The sequence below is a fragment of the Geodermatophilus sp. SYSU D00705 genome, assembly GCF_054050135.1.
Genome location: NZ_JBJGYT010000016.1, coordinates 43241 through 58663 on the forward strand (window position 1 = coordinate 43241; position 15423 = coordinate 58663).

At 75.1% G+C, this 15423-nt stretch carries 17 protein-coding genes; 12 read left to right on the forward strand and 5 right to left on the reverse strand.

Annotation, left to right across the window (positions count from 1 at the left end):
• Positions 1-16: 16 nt before the first annotated feature.
• The 4 genes from ACI78Q_RS14120 to ACI78Q_RS14135 all read left to right on the forward strand — a co-directional run bounded on the left by ACI78Q_RS14120 (position 17) and on the right by ACI78Q_RS14135 (position 5365).
• A complete protein-coding gene (locus ACI78Q_RS14120) occupies positions 17-1453 on the forward strand; it encodes an oligosaccharide flippase family protein (RefSeq protein WP_456924025.1) in 1437 nt (478 codons plus the stop codon).
• 40 nt (positions 1454-1493) lie between these two features.
• A complete protein-coding gene (locus tag ACI78Q_RS14125) occupies positions 1494-2627 on the forward strand; it encodes a glycosyltransferase family 4 protein (RefSeq protein WP_456924026.1) in 1134 nt (377 codons plus the stop codon).
• The gene (locus ACI78Q_RS14130) at positions 2624-3742 is read left to right on the forward strand and encodes a glycosyltransferase (protein WP_456924027.1); all 1119 of its coding nucleotides are present in this window, start codon (positions 2624-2626) and stop codon (positions 3740-3742) included. The genes ACI78Q_RS14125 and ACI78Q_RS14130 overlap by 4 nt, the downstream gene beginning before the upstream one ends.
• Positions 3743-4270: 528 nt before the next feature.
• On the forward strand, positions 4271-5365 hold the full coding sequence (locus ACI78Q_RS14135) for a putative glycoside hydrolase (protein WP_456924028.1): 1095 nt from the start codon (positions 4271-4273) through the stop codon (positions 5363-5365).
• 38 nt (positions 5366-5403) lie between these two features.
• Here ACI78Q_RS14135 and ACI78Q_RS14140 read toward each other — a convergent pair whose 3' ends face one another.
• Entirely contained in the window at positions 5404-5766 is a 363-nt protein-coding gene (locus ACI78Q_RS14140; protein WP_456924029.1) for a VOC family protein, read from the reverse strand.
• 145 nt (positions 5767-5911) lie between these two features.
• On the opposite strand from ACI78Q_RS14140, the gene ACI78Q_RS14145 reads away from it, so the two are divergent.
• From ACI78Q_RS14145 to ACI78Q_RS14155, 3 genes are all read left to right on the forward strand, one after another.
• Positions 5912-6157: a type II toxin-antitoxin system Phd/YefM family antitoxin gene (locus ACI78Q_RS14145; protein WP_456924030.1), complete on the forward strand. Its 246-nt coding sequence runs from the start codon at positions 5912-5914 to the stop codon at positions 6155-6157.
• On the forward strand, positions 6154-6528 hold the full coding sequence (locus ACI78Q_RS14150; RefSeq protein WP_456924031.1) for a type II toxin-antitoxin system VapC family toxin: 375 nt from the start codon (positions 6154-6156) through the stop codon (positions 6526-6528). Before ACI78Q_RS14145 ends, ACI78Q_RS14150 begins: the two co-directional genes overlap by 4 nt.
• Positions 6529-7017: 489 nt before the next feature.
• Entirely contained in the window at positions 7018-7260 is a 243-nt protein-coding gene (locus tag ACI78Q_RS14155) for a hypothetical protein (protein ID WP_456924032.1), read from the forward strand.
• A gap of 15 nt (positions 7261-7275) precedes the next feature.
• On the opposite strand, the gene ACI78Q_RS14160 is transcribed toward ACI78Q_RS14155, so the two are convergent.
• Entirely contained in the window at positions 7276-7695 is a 420-nt protein-coding gene (locus ACI78Q_RS14160) for a hypothetical protein (RefSeq protein ID WP_456924033.1), read from the reverse strand.
• A 199-nt stretch (positions 7696-7894) separates the two neighbouring features.
• Here ACI78Q_RS14160 and ACI78Q_RS14165 point away from each other — a divergent pair, with 199 nt between their 5' ends.
• The 5 genes from ACI78Q_RS14165 to ACI78Q_RS14185 all read left to right on the forward strand — a co-directional run bounded on the left by ACI78Q_RS14165 (position 7895) and on the right by ACI78Q_RS14185 (position 12244).
• Positions 7895-8671 (forward strand): glycerophosphodiester phosphodiesterase family protein, encoded by a 777-nt coding sequence (locus ACI78Q_RS14165; protein ID WP_456924034.1) that lies wholly within the window; start codon positions 7895-7897, stop codon positions 8669-8671.
• Complete coding sequence (locus ACI78Q_RS14170) at positions 8668-9564, forward strand: lysophospholipid acyltransferase family protein (RefSeq protein WP_456924035.1); 897 nt, start codon at positions 8668-8670, stop codon at positions 9562-9564. Before ACI78Q_RS14165 ends, ACI78Q_RS14170 begins: the two co-directional genes overlap by 4 nt.
• 66 nt (positions 9565-9630) lie before the next feature.
• Positions 9631-10977 carry an MFS transporter gene (locus tag ACI78Q_RS14175; RefSeq protein WP_456924036.1) on the forward strand — a complete coding sequence of 449 codons (1347 nt, stop codon included), beginning with the start codon at positions 9631-9633 and terminating at the stop codon, positions 10975-10977.
• On the forward strand, positions 10974-11717 hold the full coding sequence (locus tag ACI78Q_RS14180) for a thymidine kinase (RefSeq protein ID WP_456924037.1): 744 nt from the start codon (positions 10974-10976) through the stop codon (positions 11715-11717). Before ACI78Q_RS14175 ends, ACI78Q_RS14180 begins: the two co-directional genes overlap by 4 nt.
• A 182-nt stretch (positions 11718-11899) precedes the next feature.
• Positions 11900-12244, forward strand: a complete 345-nt coding sequence (locus tag ACI78Q_RS14185; protein ID WP_091322337.1) for an RNA polymerase-binding protein RbpA — start codon at positions 11900-11902, stop codon at positions 12242-12244.
• A 203-nt stretch (positions 12245-12447) separates the two neighbouring features.
• On the opposite strand, the gene ACI78Q_RS14190 is transcribed toward ACI78Q_RS14185, so the two are convergent.
• From ACI78Q_RS14190 to lnt, 3 genes are read right to left on the reverse strand one after another with little or no spacing between them, the layout of a single operon-like run.
• Positions 12448-12975 (reverse strand): FxsA family protein, encoded by a 528-nt coding sequence (locus ACI78Q_RS14190; protein WP_456924038.1) that lies wholly within the window; start codon positions 12973-12975, stop codon positions 12448-12450.
• A 40-nt stretch (positions 12976-13015) separates the two neighbouring features.
• Positions 13016-13801, reverse strand: coding sequence for a polyprenol monophosphomannose synthase (locus tag ACI78Q_RS14195; protein WP_456924039.1), 786 nt, complete (start codon positions 13799-13801; stop codon positions 13016-13018).
• Positions 13798-15399, reverse strand: coding sequence for an apolipoprotein N-acyltransferase (lnt, locus tag ACI78Q_RS14200; protein ID WP_456924040.1), 1602 nt, complete (start codon positions 15397-15399; stop codon positions 13798-13800). The genes ACI78Q_RS14195 and lnt overlap by 4 nt, the downstream gene beginning before the upstream one ends.
• Positions 15400-15423 lie beyond the last annotated feature (24 nt).

Sequence of the window (15423 nt, forward strand, 5' to 3'; positions counted from 1 at the left end):
GTCGGCGGGGCCGCCCGTGACCCGGGGCCTGGCGGGCGCAGCCTCGCGCGGAGCGCTCTGGCTCGGGCTGGTCAACCTGCTGAGCAAGGGATCGCAGGTGGCGGTGACCCTCGCCCTGGGGGTGTTCCTCACCGCCGGTGAGCTGGGGACCGTCACCGTCACCGTCGCGGTGGTGAACCTCGCGCTGGTCCTGCAGTCCGCGGGTGTGTACGACGTCGTCTCCCGGACCTCCGAGGCCCCCCGCAACTTCGCAGGCACGGTGGCCTCGCTGTCGGTCGGCGCGGGCGCCGTCATCGCCCTGGTGACCGCGGCCCTGGCGCCCCGGATCGCCGGCCTGGTCGGCGCGCCGGGCGCGGCGGACCTCCTGCGGGTCGCGGTGCTGAGCCTCCCGTTCACCGCCCTGGCCGGGGTGCAGATGGCCTACCTGCACCGGAACCTCGACTTCCGGCGACGTCTCGTCCCCGACGCCGGGAGCGCGCTGGTCGGCGCGGCGGTGACCGTTCTCGCCGCCGCGGCGGGCCTGGGGGAGTGGTCGCTGGTCGCCGGGCTCGTGACCACCGCCGTGCTGGCCCCGCTGCTGGGCCTGGCCGTCGGGATCAGGGTGCCCCTGCGCTGGTCGGCCCCCCACGCCCGTAGCACCGCCCGGTGGGCGGCGGTGACCGGGCCGGGGGCGGTGCTCGGCCTCGTCCTGCTCAACCTCGACTACGTCGTCATCTCCCGTGCGCTCGGGGAGGCGGCGACCGGCGTCTACTCCTTCGCCTTCCGCATCGCCTTCGTGCCCTACGTCATGGGTGCCGTCGTGCTGGGGGGCGTTGCCTTCCCGCTGTACGCCCGGCTCATGGCCTCCGGGGGCGAGCGAGCGATGTCCCCGGCCGTGCTGCGCTTCCTGCACGTGCTGCTGGCGACGACCGGCGGGGCGTACACCGCCGTCGCGCTCCTCGCCGACCGCATCGTCGTGATCAACCCCCGGTGGGCGGAGTCCGCGCCGGTGCTGCGGGTGCTCTGCCTGTACGGCGTCCTCCTGGGGGCGGTGCTCATGGGACACGAGGCACTGCGGGCCTCCGGCCGCCCCGGCCTGTACCTCCGGGCGCAGATCGTCCACGTGGTCGTCCTCCTGGCCGCTGCGATCGCACTGGTCCGGTTCGGCATCCTGGGAGTCGCCTGGGCCCAGGTCGGCGCGGTGGCGGTCGCCGCCGTCGTCGTCGCGGTGATGCTGGCCAGGGCCGGGCTCCTGGAGGCCGGCCTGGGACGTGCCGTGCTCCCGCCCCTGGTCGCCGCAGCCGTCGTCGCGGGCCTGCACGCGGCGGCCGCCTGGGCGGACCTCCTGCCGCCGGCCGGATCACTGGCTGGGGGTGCCGTCACCGGCGTCGTCGTCCTGGCGGCCTACGGCGGTGTCCTCGTCCTCCTCGACCGGCCGCTGGTCCGCGACCTGCGCGCGGCCGCGGCGCGGTGAGGGTGTTGCCGGTGACCGGATCGACCGAGGGGACGCGACCATGAGCAGTGGACCGGTCCGGGCCCGGAGAGTCGCCTACCTCCTCACCCAGGACCGGGGTGGGCCGGTGGACGTCACGGTGGAACTCGCCCTGGCGCTGAGCCAGGAGCCCGGGTGGGAGGTGCGGCTGTTCGGCCCCCGCCCGGCCCGGGGCGCCGAGCGGGTCGCGCGCCTCCACACCGAGGTCCTGGTGGGGGGCAAGGGCGCCGCCGGAGCGATCCGCCGGGCCCGCCGCCGGATCCTCGCCTGGCAGCCCGACGTGGTGCACGCCCAGGACCGCCGCTCCGGCCTCGTCTGTGCCGGCGCGGCCTGGGGCCCACTGTGGAGAGGCCGGCCCAGGGCGGTCGTGCACACTTACCACGGGGTCCCCGACGACGTGTCCGAACCGTGGTTCCGCGGCGGGCGGGTGGACGGCCCCTCCCGGTACACCCGCACGGTCCTGGCCGCCGACGCCCTCGTCGCACGGGCGGTGACGCGCACCGTCGTCCCGGCGTCGTCGATGGGCCGGTTCCTGCGGGAGCGGCTCCGGGTCCCGGCCGACCGGGTCGTCCACATCGACAACGGACTTCCCCTGCCACCGGCCACCGTGCCTCGCGGGCCGGTGCGACGGCTGCTGTTCGTCGGGCTGCTCGTGCGCCGCAAGGGTGTCCACGTCCTGCTCGAGGCCATGGCCGGGGCGGCCCTTCCCCCGGACGTGACGCTGCAGATCGCCGGTGACGGCCCCGAACGTGCCGCGCTGGAGGCGCTCGCCGAACGGTCGGGCCTGCACGGGCGGGTCGAGTTCCTGGGCTTCCGCACCGACGTTCCCGCCCTGCTGGCCGCAGCGGACGCCTTCGTGCTGCCGTCGGCCATGGAGCAGCAGCCGCTGGTGCTCATCGAGGCCCTGGGAGCCGGTAAGCCGGTCGTCGCGACCGACGTCGGCGGAGTCGCGGAGATGGTCGCCGGCGCCGGGATCCTCGTACCCGCCGGAGATGCCGCGGCACTGGGACGGGCGCTCGAGCAGCTGACCACCGGCCAGGACGCCGTCCAGTGGGGTGGGCGAGCGGCGACCGTCGCCCGGGAGCGGTACTCGGTGGAGACCGCGCGGGACCGCCACCTGGCCCTGTACACGGAGCTCCTGGGGGAGAAGTCGTGACCGACCACGTGGTGCACGTCGCCCAGCCCACCACCGAGGGCGTGGCCCGATGCGTCGTGGGGCTGGTCCGGCACCAGGTGGCAGCCGGGCTCGAGGTCACCGTCGTCTGCCCGGACGACGGGTGGCTGGCGTCGGAAGCCGTCGCGGGCGGGGCGCGGCACGTCCCCTGGGCGGCCGGCCGGAACCCGGGACCGGCCGTCGCCCGGGAGACGGCCGCCCTCCGCCGGATCCTGAGCGACCTGCGCCCGTCGCTGGTGCACCTGCACAGCGCGAAGGCGGGGCTCGCCGGCCGGCTGGCGCTGCGGGGGCGGGTCGCCACGGTCTTCCAACCGCACGCCTGGTCGTTCCTGGCGGTGCAGGGAGCCCTGCGGCGGGCCACCCTGGCCTGGGAGATCTGGGCGCTGCGGTGGTCCCGGCGGGTGGTCTGCGTCAGCGAGGCCGAGCGTCGCGACGCCGTCGCCCTGGGCGTACCACTGAACGGCAGGGTGCGCGTCGTGCCCAACGGCGTGGACACCGACCGGTTCCGGCCCCAGGACCGCGCCGACGCCCGCGCCCGGCTCTGCCTCGGGGACGGGCCGGTCGCCGTCTGCGTGGGCCGGCTCAGCGAGCAGAAGGGTCAGGACGTGCTGCTCCAGGCCTGGCCGGCGATCCGGGCGGCGGTGCCGGGGGCTCGGTTGGTGCTGGTGGGGGAGGGGCCGTGGCGCGAGCGGCTCGCGGCGGTCGCGGAGCCGGACGTCGTCCTCGCCGGCAACAGCGGGGACCCGCGGGACTGGTACGCGGCCGCCGACGTCGTCGTGGTCCCCTCCCGCTGGGAGGGGATGGCCCTCGTCCCGCTCGAGGCGGGGAGCAGCGGGCGCAGCGTCGTGATGACCGACGTCGCGGGAGCCCGGGAGGCCGTGTCGCCAGGGACGGGGGCGGTGGTGCCGGCCGAGGACCCCGCCGCGCTCGCCGAGGCGGTGCAGGTCCGGCTGCGGGACCGGGCGGCGGCCGATCGGCAGGGGGCTGCTGCTCGTCGGCACGTCGTGGAGCACTTCAGCCTGTCCGTCAGTGGTGTCCGGATGCAGGCCGTGTACCAGGAGCTGCTCGGAGGGCATCGACGAGACGATCGGTACTGATCTCCCCGGCAGTGGCGGCCGTCTTCTCCCGGGTGATCGAGCAGCCGTCCCCTGCCTGGCCAAGGTCCTGAGGCGGGCTTCGGCGCAGGACCGGAACGCATCAGCGCGGCGACCGGTCGCTGGGAGGCTGCTCCCGGCTGACAGGTGGACGGCCGTTGCCACGGGGAGCGGCTCCGGTGGAGATCGGATCCGACCAGGTCCGGAACTCCGAGGCGGACGCACGGGCCGATGCCTTGGGGAGGGGGTGTGAGGCGGGGGCGGCGACGGCCACCGGCGGGTGGCCCGCCCGAGGAGCCGGGACCGCCGGCGCGTCACCCGGACGGGTCATCGAGGAGAGGCCCCCACGCGCCGAAACCTGAGGATGTGAACCGTCTGCTCAGGTCCCGACGAGTGTGGCGCGCGGCGGGTGCGGTCCTGTCGGCTGCGCTCGTCGTCGTCCCCAGCGCCTCCGGCTCCGGCCCCGTGACGGACTCGTCGGCGTCCGCGACCTGCCGCCCGTCCGCCGGAGGCGCCGTCGCGGAGCCCATCGTGCGGCGTGGTTTCTGGTACGCCATCGGTGACCGGCCGACGGAGCAGGAGATCGACGACGCGGCATCCCGGTACGGCGTCGTGGTCCTCAACCCCTGGGAGACGTGGGCCCTCGAGCGGCTCAAACAGCGGGATCCCTCCGTGGTGGTGCTCGTCTACAAGGACCTCGCCAGCACCCGCAGCTACCACACGGGCCCGCTCCCGCCGACGGGTGTGGGCTACGGCGAGGCCGACGCCTCCTGGTTCGCCGTCGACGACGCGGGGCAGCGGATCGAGTGGGACCCCTACCCGGGGCACTGGCAGATGGCCGTGTGGGACCCGGCCTACCAGCAGCGCTGGGTGGACAACGTGGTCGAGGAGGTCCTCTCGGCCGGCTGGGACGGCGTTCTCGCCGACAACGACCTGGCCACTCTGCGGTGGTACGACTCGGCGCTGCTCGCGGGCACGGCGTCGGCAACCGAGACCGACGCCCGCCTCCAGGAGGGGCTCGAGGGCCTCGTGACCCGGGCGGGGTCGGCGCTCCAGGACCGGGGAAAGCTCCTCGTGCCCAACACCTCGGACGCCCGCCTGCAGGACGGGCGCTGGGAGTCGCGCGCGGCCTTCGGCGGTGCCATGGAGGAGAACTTCGTGCACTGGGGGGCCGACCCGGGGAGCGGGTTCCTGTGGGACTGGGGACAGACCGGCTGGCTGACCCAGACCGCGCAGCTGACGGCCCCCGGCCTCGCCCTCACGGTGACCCGCGCGGCCCCGGGGGACCTCCGGCCACTCTCGTACGGCTACGCGAGCGTCCTCGTGCGTGGCGACGCTGGCGACTACTGGACCCCGTCGACCACCCGCCTCGGGGACTACACCCAGCCGGAGTGGGTGCCGGAGATGGCCGTCCCCATCGGCGCAGCGACGGCCGAGGCCGTGCGCGAGTCCTCCGGGGTCTGGACCCGCCGGTTCGCCACGGGGTGGGCAGCGGTCAACCCCACCCAGGCGTCGGTCACCCTCGCGACGCCCCGCGGCACGGTGGACCGTGCCGGCAAGCCCGTCCGGTCGGTGACCCTGCCGCCGACGTCCGGCACGGTCCTCGAGATCCCCTGCAGCCGCTGACCGTGCTCGCGCCTCGGACCACGCTGGTGCTGCGAAGGTCAGAGCGTGCGGGTCAGGTTGACGACGTTGCCGTCGGGGTCCTTGATGTGCGCCACCCGCTGTCCCCACGGCATGTCGTTGCCCTGGTCCGGCGCCTCGCCGCCCAGCTCCCGGGCACGGGGGAGCAGCGCGTCGACGTCGTCGACCTCGATGCTGAGCAGCATGCGGCCGGGGGCGCCGGGCACCACGGAGGCGTCGGCGGACAGGCCGAGCTCCGAGTTGCCGAGCTCCAGGCCGACGTAGAACAAGGGGCCGTCCTCGGGGAAGCGCATGAGCTCGGTCGCGCCGAGGAGACCGGTGTAGAAGCCGAGCAGACTGTCGAGGTCGGCGGTCACGATGATCGGGCGGATGGTGCTCGGCACGAGTGCTCCCTGGGTCCGCGGCGGTGTCGACGGTCCGACCGGCACGGCTCGCGCGATTCATCGTCACCGTGACGAAAGGACGGCGGCGTGCCCGGTGGGAGGCGACCGGGGTTGACTTAGTCCGACTTGGTCATACCCTTGGCGCATGGGCCAGACGGTGAACGTGCACGAGGCGAAGACGCACCTGTCCCGCCTGCTCGAGGCGGTCGAGCGGGGGGAGGACGTCGTCATCGCCCGGGCGGGCAGGCCGATCGCCCGGCTCGTCCCCGTGACGGTGCGCCGCGAGCCCCGCGTCCCCGGCAGCTGGCGAGGCCGGGTCGTCATCGCCGACGACTTCGACGAGACGCCGGAGAGCGTGCTGGCGGCCTTCCGTGGCGAGAGCGGCTCGTGACGCTGCTGCTCGACACGCACGTCCTGCTGTGGTGGCTCGCCGAGGACGACCGGCTCACCCCGACGATGCGGGAGGCGATCGCCGACCCGGGCGCGGCGGTGGCGGTGTCCGCGGTCTCGGCGTGGGAGATGTCGATCAAGGCGGCCCTCGGCAAGCTCGCGGCGCCGGACGACCTGGTCGCGGAGTTGGACCACCACGGCTTCGAGCCGTTGCCGGTCACCGTCGAGGACGGCCTGGCCGCCGGCGCCCTGCCCAGGCATCACGACGATCCGTTCGACCGGATGCTCATCGCCCAGGCCCGGCGGCGCCGACTGGTCCTGGTGACGGCGGACCGCCGCTTCGCCGACTACGACGTGCGGACGCTCGCGTAGGCCGGTGGGGGACGCCCTCCCGCCGGACTGGTTGACATAATGTTCATTATCGGCGGCACGGGTCCAGGCGGCGAGAAGGGGCTGGAGCACCTGCTGGCCGGCCTGTGGATCGGTCGGCCGCGGGGTCGTGCGTCCGTGCCGTCTCGTCGTCGTACCGGCGCGTCGTCGTCGCGCCGGGTCTCCGCGGCGGCCGGCGACCCGCGGTGTCCTCGGCGTGCGGCCGGTGTGCGTCGGCGGCCGGCACTCCGCCGGCCGCCGGTCACCGCCCCCATGATCATGTCCGGCCGACAGTCGGGATGATCATGAACGGCACGGCCCGGCCACGCGGGTCGTCGCGTGCCGCCCGGGTCGACCAGCCCCTCCGACCCCTTTCGTCCACCCCTTCCCCGACCCGCTGACCCATCCCTCATTCCGTCACTGTGACGTAAACAGGGGCGGGTCGCCGGTCTCGACGGGCGGTGTTCCCGGGCGCTGCATAGGGTCGAGGACATGCAACTCCGACGCCCGATCGCCGCACTGATGACCGCCCTGGCGCTCTTCGGAGGCGGCGCGACGATGACCGCCTGCCAGGCAGCCGGGCAGGACCAACGGGACGGCACCAGCGACGACGAGAGCGTCAACACCGAGACCAACGAGGAGTCCGACGAGTCGCAGGACAACGTGCCGGACAACTCCGACCAGCAGGACGGCGCGGGCGAGGACCAGAACGACGACCAGCAGGACCCGGACTGATCGCCGGGCGGCTGGTCAGCCGGCGCGCTCGGTGACCCAGAGCCGGTCGAGCCGGCCGGTGGAGCGCACGAGGTCGGACAGCGACCGTTCCAGCTCGGCCTTGGTGGGGCGCTCGGTCAGCAGGGTCTGCACGTCCTCGAGGGCGCAGCGCAGCTGGTACAGCCGGTCCTGCAGGCCGTCGAGCTCGGCCCGGGTCACGAGGACGACGTCGCCGGACAGGCCGGCCTTGGCCGTCGCAGATCGCTGCTCGTAGGCGCGCTGCCGGCACGCCTGACCGCAGTACTGCCGCGGGCGGCCCACCGAGCCCTGCTGCGGGAGCACCCGGCGGCACCAGCCGCAGCGGCGCTCGGCTCCGCTCCCCTGCCGGGGGCTGGGGAGCCCGGTACCGGTCGTCGCCTCCTCGTCGGTCACCTGGGTGGTGTGCTGCTTGGCCACGCTGCGCACGGTAGACGTCACCACCGACAGCACCGAGGGACACGCCCGACACGCGGAGGCGGGGGGCGGACGGAGGCGGCCGGAGCCGGAGGCGGGCGTCGCGCGCCCGACCGCCGTGCGCACGGGGCGGAGGGGGCGGGTGTGGCCGGTGCACCGAGGCCCTGACCAGCCCGGCGACGCGCGGCGTTAGCGTGTCGGCGTGGTCCCCGCCCGGTACGCCTTCCTCGACGGGCCGACCCCGATCGCCATGGCCCACCGCGGCGGTGCGATCGAGCACCTGGAGAACTCCATGCCGGCGTTCGAGGCCTGCGTGGCGCTGGGCTACCGGTACCTGGAGACCGACGTCCGGGTGACTGCCGACGGCGTGCCGATCGTGTTCCACGACGCCATCCTCGACCGGGTCACCGACCGCACCGGACGGGTCGACCAGCTGCCCTGGTCGGAGGTGTCCGCCGCCCGCATCGGCGGCCGGGAGCCGATCCTGCGGCTGGAGGAACTGCTCGGCGCCTGGCCGGACATCCGGTTCAACCTCGACATCAAGGCCGCCGGCGTGCTGGCCCCCCTGGTCCGCACGGTGCGGCGGCTGAAGGTGGAGGACCGCATCTGCCTCGGCTCGTTCTCCGACGCCCGCGTCGCCGCGGCGCGCCGGCTGTTCGGGCCGTCGGTGTGCACCTCGCTCGGCCCGCGCGGAGTGGCCGCGCTGCGGCTGTCCTCCTACTCCCCCCGCGCCGCGGGCCTGGTGCGCATCCAGGCCGGCTGCGCCCAGGTGCCGCTGCAGCTCGGCGGCCGCGCCCTGGTCGATGAGCGGTTCCTGGCCGCCGCCCACGCCCGCGGCCTGCAGGTGCACGTGTGGACGGTCAACACCGTGGAGGAGACGACGACGATGCTGGACCTCGGCGTCGACGGCGTCATGACCGACCGCCCGGCCATGCTGCGCGAACTGCTCGAGAAGCGCGGCCAGTGGACGCCGCGGTGAGCGGGCCGGGCCGGCGGATCCGGGCGTGGCGGCCGAGGCCGCCGCGGCTGCCGGAGGACGTCGCGCACCTGGTCGGCCCCGACGACCCGGAGTGGTTCGCCCGGGAGCTGGCCATCGCGGCGAGCCCGCCGTGGTGGTTCTGGCGGTTCGCGCTGCGCTGGCTCTCCTGGCTGCCCAGCGTCTTCGGCCGGCTGCAGGTCACCGGCTCGATCCGCGAGGACTGGCTGAAGGGCCCGCTGCTGCTGGCGGCCAACCACATCGGCGACTTCGACACGTTCGTCGTCGCGGTGGCGCTGCACAAGGCCGGGGTGACGCCGCGGTTCCTGGCCACCGGCGGCATCATGCGCTCGCCGGTCGCCGGCCCCCTGCTGGAGCGCTCCGGCGGGATCCGGGTCGACCGCGGCACCGACGTCGCCGCGCACGCCCTGACCGTGACCCGGGTGGCGCTGGCCCACGGCGGCCACGTCGTCGCCTATCCCGAGGGCCGGGTGGGCCTGTCCCCCGACGGCTGGCCCGAGCGTGGCCGTACCGGGCTGGCCCGCATGGCGCTGGCCGCCGACGTCCCGGTGATCCCGGTCAGCCAGTGGGGTGCCCACGAGGTGCTCCAGTACGCCAACGACTGGGGCAAGCTGCGCACCCTGCTGTGGGCGTTCTGGCGGCAGCCCGCGCTCAAGGTGCACATCGGCCCGCCGGTCTTCTTCGAGGACCTGCAGCCCGGCCGGGTGGGCGACGCCAACCGGGCCCGCACCCGCATCGCCGCCGCGATCACCCGCGGTCTGGTCCCGCTGCGGGCCGGGGAGCCCGCCGACCGCCCCGCCTACGTGGACCCGACCCGGCCGACGACGGCGACCGCGGCGTTCCCCGGCGGCGTCGTCCCCGACGACATCCCGTGACCGGCTCGTGACGCGATCCGCCCCGCGGTGCTGGACCGGCCCCCGTCCGGCTGACACCCTGCGCCCGTGACGACGGCCGCCCACCCGACCGCCCCCGCCGCCGACCGGGCCCTGCGCCGCGAGCGGTTCGGCTGGTACTCCTACGACTGGGCGATGTCGGTGTTCAACACCAGCGTCACCACGGTCTTCCTCGGCCCCTACCTGACCTCGGTCGCGGAGGACGCCGCCGGCCCGGACGGGCGGCTGTCGGTGCTCGGCCTGTCCATCCCGCCGGGCAGCTGGTTCTCCTACGTGCTGTCGCTGTCGGTCGTGCTGCAGGTGCTGGTGCTGCCGCTGACCGGCGCGGTGGCCGACCGGACCGGTGCCAAGCGGCAGATGCTCGCCGGGTTCGCCGCGCTGGGCGCGCTCGCCACCACCGGCCTGTTCTTCGTCGCCGACGGCCGCTACCTGCTGGGTGCGGCGCTGTTCGTGCTGGCCAACATCAGCTTCGGCGCGGCCACGGTCGTCTACTACTCGTGGCTGCCCGACCTGGCCGGCCCCGACGAGCGCGACGCCGTCTCCAGCCGCGGCTGGGCGTTCGGCTACGTCGGCGGCGCGCTGCTGCTCGCCGTCCACCTGGGGCTGGTGCTCGGGGCGCCGTCCCTGGGACTGACCACCGGTGAGGCGGTGCGGATCTGCCTGGCCACCGCGGGGCTGTGGTGGGGCGGGTTCACCGTCTTCACGGTGTCGCGGCTGCGCAACCGGCCGGTCCGCGCCTCCGCCGCGGTCTCGGGCAGCGGCTTCCGGCAGCTGGCCACCACGCTGCGGGAGATGCGGGCGTTCCCGCTGACCCTGTGGTTCCTCGGCGCGTACCTGCTGTTCAACGACGGCGTCCAGACGGTGATCGCGCTGTCGGCGACCTACGCCACCGAGGAGCTGGGCCTGGACCAGTCGGTCCTCACCGGCGCCATCCTCATGGTGCAGGTGGTGGCGATCGCCGGGGCGCTCGGGCTGGGCCGGCTGGCCGGCCGGTACGGCGCCAAGCGGGTCGTGCTGGGCAGCCTGGTGGCCTGGATCGGTGTGCTGCTGGCCGCCTTCTTCCTCCAGGAGGGGGCGGTCGCGCAGTTCTACGCCCTCGCCGCGGTCATCGGCCTCGTGCAGGGCGGCACGCAGGCCCTGTCGCGGTCGCTGTTCAGCCAGCTGATCCCGGCCGGCAAGGAGGCCGAGTACTACGGCTTCTACGAGATCAGCGACCGCGGCACCAGCTGGCTGGGCCCGCTGGCGTTCGGCCTCACCTACCAGCTGACCGGCTCCTACCGGTACGCGATCGTCAGCCTGGTCGTGTTCTTCGTGGCCGGCTTCGTGGCGCTGGCCGCCCTCCCCATCCGCCGCGCCGTCGTCGCGGCCGGCAACACCCCACCGGAGCGCCTGTGAGTCCCCTGCCCGACGTCGAGGCGGGCACCGAGCGGCGGGTGTCGGTCGTCCCGGTGGCCGGCGACCGCCGCCGGCACCCGGCCCCCGCGCACCTGCGGTTCTTCCACGGGCCGATGGACTGCGGCAAGTCGACGCTGGCGCTGCAGGTGGACCACAACCACAGCCGGCAGGGACGGCGCGGGCTGCTGCTCACCCAGGGCGACCGGTCGGCGCGGCCGCTGATCAGCTCCCGGGTGGGGCTGTGCCGGGAGGCGACCGAGGTCGGCCCGGGCACCGACCTGCGGCTGCTGGTCCGCGCGCAGTGGGCCGAGGGGCACCGGGTGGACTACCTGATCGTCGACGAGGCGCAGTTCCTCACCGCCGACCAGGTCGACCAGCTCGCCGAGCTGGTCGACGACTCGCACGTCGACGTCTACGCCTTCGGGCTGACCACCGATTTCCGGGCCCGGCTGTTCCCGGGCACCCAGCGGCTGCTGGAGGTCGCCGACGACGTCCAGCGCATCCAGGTCGAGGTGCTCTGCTGGTGCGGCCTGCCCGGGCTGCTCAACGCCCGGGTGGTGGAGGGCGCGATGGTGCGTGAGGGCGAGACCGTCGTCGTCGCCGACACCGCGCCCACCCCGGCACCGGACGAGACCGGCCCGGAGCCCGAGGTGCACTACCAGGTGCTCTGCCGGCGCCACCACGTGCTGGGCCAGCTGGGGCCGGCCGCGGTGGGCCCGGGACAGCTCGCCCTGCCCTGACCTCACCCCTCGGGGGGTGCCCCGCGGGTCGTTTACCACCCCATGCGATGATTGTGAACCGACTCAGCGGAATCTCTCCGCGAAATCCGTCGTTGGTTCTTTCGACCCCGTCATCCGGTGGGTATCCCCGCCTGCGACGACGAGATCCGACCGACACCACCAGCACGAGAGGACGGTGTGCCATGGGCGAGCGTTCCCTGCGGGGCAGCCGACTGGGCAGCGTGAGCTACGAGACCGAGCGGAACACCGCGCCGATCGAGCGTCAGTACGCGGAGTACCGGTGCCCTTCGGGCCACCTGTTCACCGTGCCCTTCGCTGACGACGCCGAGCTCCCCGACACCTGGGAGTGCAAGTTCGACGGTTCCGCGGCCAAGCTGGTCGGTGGCGCCGAGCCGGCTCCCAAGAAGGTCAAGCCCCCGCGGACCCACTGGGACATGCTGCTCGAGCGCCGTTCGGTGGAGGACCTCGAGGAGGTCCTGGCCGAGCGCCTCGAGGTGCTGCGTGGCCGGCGGACCCGCGCCAGCTGAGGCACCACAGCACGTCGGAGCGGCCCCGGTGGGATGTCCCACCGGGGCCGCTCCGCGTCCGGGACGAGTTCGTGGCGGGACGCGGCGGACCTGGGGGCCGTGCAGGCCGAGACGCCGCGGCCGGTGTCGATCACGGGCGTGGCCCCGGGCCGCTCGGCGAATGTCGCCGGCACCGACCCCGTGATCGACGACGAGTGCCGGGGTCAGCGACCGGGAGCCTCGTCCCGGACGACCTCGCCCTCGATGACCAGCGGTCGCCCGCCGCGCGGGGTGCCGTACCCCGGCCCGTCGGCGTACCCGGCCCCTGCGGCGTACGGCACGCCCTCGGCCCGGCGGCTGCGTACGTGCACCGGCCCGCGCAGCTCCACGGGCAGCCGCGAGGCCAGCAGCCGGGTGAGCAGCCCGCGGACCAGGAAGCGGGTGGGCGGCAGCAGGCACAGCAGGCCGACGAGGTCGCCGAGGAAGCCGGGCAGCACCATGAGCAGCCCGCCGACGGCGATCAGCCCGGCGTCCCCCAGCGCGCGGCCGGAGGGCCGGCGTCGCCGGGCCCGGTCCCGCAGCTCGGTGAGCGCCCGGGTGCCCTGACGGGCCAGCAACACCCAGCCCAGGGCGCTGGTGGCCACGGTGGCCAGCAGCGTCCAGCCGACGCCGATCCACCCGGCGACCAGCACGAACACGACCACCTCGGCCAGGGCCAGCAGCCCGGCTCCGATCCGCACGCGGCGACCCACGGCTCTCCTCGCTCCGCCCGGGCCGGCGGTCCCGGCCCGCCTACCGGACCGTGCGCGACCGCCCGCCACCGCGGACCCGTCCCGGCACGGGGCGGCGGACCCGGCCCGGCAGCCGATCGGCCAGCCGGTCCTGCAGGCCCCACCAGGTGACCCGTACCAACGCCTCTCCAACGATCGAGCCGCTCATCTTGCTCCTGCCGAACCGGCGTTCGGTGAAGGTGATCGGCACCTCGACCACGCGGGCTCCGGCGCGCACGGCCCGCCAGGCCCAGTCGACCTGGAAGCAGTAGCCCTGGCTGGCCACCTCGTCGAACGGCAGCCGGTCCACCAGCTCCCCGCGCACGGCCCGGTAGCCGCCGGTGGCGTCGGCCAGCGGCAGCCGCAGCGCCCACCGGGTCCACAGGTTGCCCGCCCGCGACAGCAGCAGCCGGTGCACCGGCCAGTCCTCCACCCGGCCCCCGGCCACGTAGCGGGAGCCCAGCGCCAGGTCGGCGTCGTCCAGGGCGGCGAGCAGCTGCGGCAGCTGTTCGGGGTGGTGGGAGCCGTCGGCGTCCATCTCGACCAGGACCTCGTAGCCGCGGGCCCGCCCCCAGCGGAAGCCGGCGACGTAGGCCGGGCCCAGCCCCGCCTTCGCCGTCCGCCGCAGCACGTGCACCCGGGGGTCGAGGGCGGCCAGCTTCTCCGCCAGCTCCCCGGTGCCGTCGGGCGAGCCGTCGTCGACCACGAGGGCGTGCGCGTCGGGGGCGCTGCGGTGCAGCCGCTCCAGGATCGGCTCGAGGTTCTGCACCTCGTCGTAGGTGGGGACGACGACCAGCACCGGGCTCACGCCGACCTCCGGGCGGCCCGCCGCCGCGCGATCCCCGGGACGACGACGGCCAGCAGGGCGCCTGCACCGAGCGCGGTGAGCACCCACTCCGGCGCCGCGCCGAGGCGCTCGGCGACCGTGGTCGAGTCGCGCTGCGCGACGTCCTCGACGAAGACGGCCGGCTCGAACAGCTCCGAGCGCGCGGCCAGCGACCCGTCGGGCGCCACCACCGCGGAGATGCCGCTCGTGGCCGCGACCACCACGGTGCGGCCGAACTCGACCGCGCGCAGCCGGCTGGCGGCCAGCTGCTGCTCGCTCTCGTCGGTGTAGCCGAAGGTGGCGTTGTTGGTCTGGACGACGATCATCCCGGCGCCGGCCTCGACGACGTCGCGCACCAGCCCGTCGTAGACGACCTCGAAGCAGATGACGTCGCCGACCCGGGCGGGCCCCATCTCCAGCACGCCGACCTCGGTGCCGTGCACGAAGTCGCGGCGCACGAGGTCGACCTTGTCGCTGAAGAAGCGGAAGAAGTCGCGGGCCGGCACGTACTCGGCCAGCGGCACCGGGTGGCGCTTGACGTAGGTGTCGCCCGGCCCGTCCTGCGGGTCCCAGACGATCCCGGTGTTGCTGATGAACCGGCCCGGCCCGTCCACGACGGCGCCGACGAGGATCGGCGCGCCGATGGCCTCGGCGGCCCGGCTGATCTGCCGGGCGGCGTCCTCGTTGCGGTAGGGGTCGATGTCGGAGCTGTTCTCCGGCCAGATGACCGCGTCGGGCCGCGGCTGCTCCCCCGCGGCGACCGCCTCGGCCAGCTCGAGGGTGCGGGCGACGTGGTTGTCCAGGACCGCCCGCCGCCGCTCGTTGAACTCCAGGCCCGGCTGCGGCACGTCGCCCTGGATGACGGCGACGGTGGCCGTCGGCCCGCCCTCGGTGAGCGACGGCCCGGGCAGCGGCAGCCACGCCAGCCCGCCGAGCAGGGGTACCGCGACGGCGCCGGCCGCGGCGAGCGCGGCGGCCCGGCGACGCCGGCGCAGGCCCACCACGGCCGCGGCCAGCAGCGTGCCGGTGAGGGCGACGGCGAAGCCGACCAGCGGGACCCCGCCGTAGGCGGCCAGGGAGAGGAACGGCCCGTCGGTCTGGCTCAGCCCGAGTCGGCCCCACGGGAACCCGCCGAGGACGAACCGGCCGCGCAGCGCCTCGTCGGCGACCCACAGCGCCGCGCCCCACAGCGGCCACAGCGGCAGTCGGGAGGTGGCGGCGGCCGCGGCGCCCAGCAGCGCGAGGTGCACCGCCTCCCACGTCGCGAGCGCCAGCCACGGGAACGCGCCGACGTAGATGCCGCTCCACGACAGCAGCGGCACGAAGAAGGCCAGGCCGAACACCAGCCCCAGCCACGCGCCGCCGCGCGCCCGCTGCCCGCGGACGGCCAGTGCCAGGGCTGCCGGGCCGAGCGGGGCGAGGGCCCAGAGGCCGTACCCGGGGAAGGCGAGCAGGAGCAGGAGGCCGCCGGCGGCGGCGAGCAGCGTGCGCCACGGCCAGCGGGACCGGCGGCGGGTCCCGGCTGCCGGGTGCGGTGCGCCGGACGGCCGCTCCAGCGTGTCCGGGGCGACTGCGCCCACCGTCGCCTCCCGTGCACCCGGCGC

What these genes read in the sequence shown, in the direction of transcription:
- ACI78Q_RS14125 (WP_456924026.1), top strand. Translation starts at nt 1,494, where the DNA reads ATGAGCAGTGGACCGGTCCGGGCCCGGAGAGTCGCCTACCTCCTCACC.
- ACI78Q_RS14145 (WP_456924030.1), top strand. Translation starts at nt 5,912, where the DNA reads ATGGGCCAGACGGTGAACGTGCACGAGGCGAAGACGCACCTGTCCCGC.
- ACI78Q_RS14155 (WP_456924032.1), top strand. Translation starts at nt 7,018, where the DNA reads ATGCAACTCCGACGCCCGATCGCCGCACTGATGACCGCCCTGGCGCTC.
- ACI78Q_RS14185 (WP_091322337.1), top strand. Translation starts at nt 11,900, where the DNA reads ATGGGCGAGCGTTCCCTGCGGGGCAGCCGACTGGGCAGCGTGAGCTAC.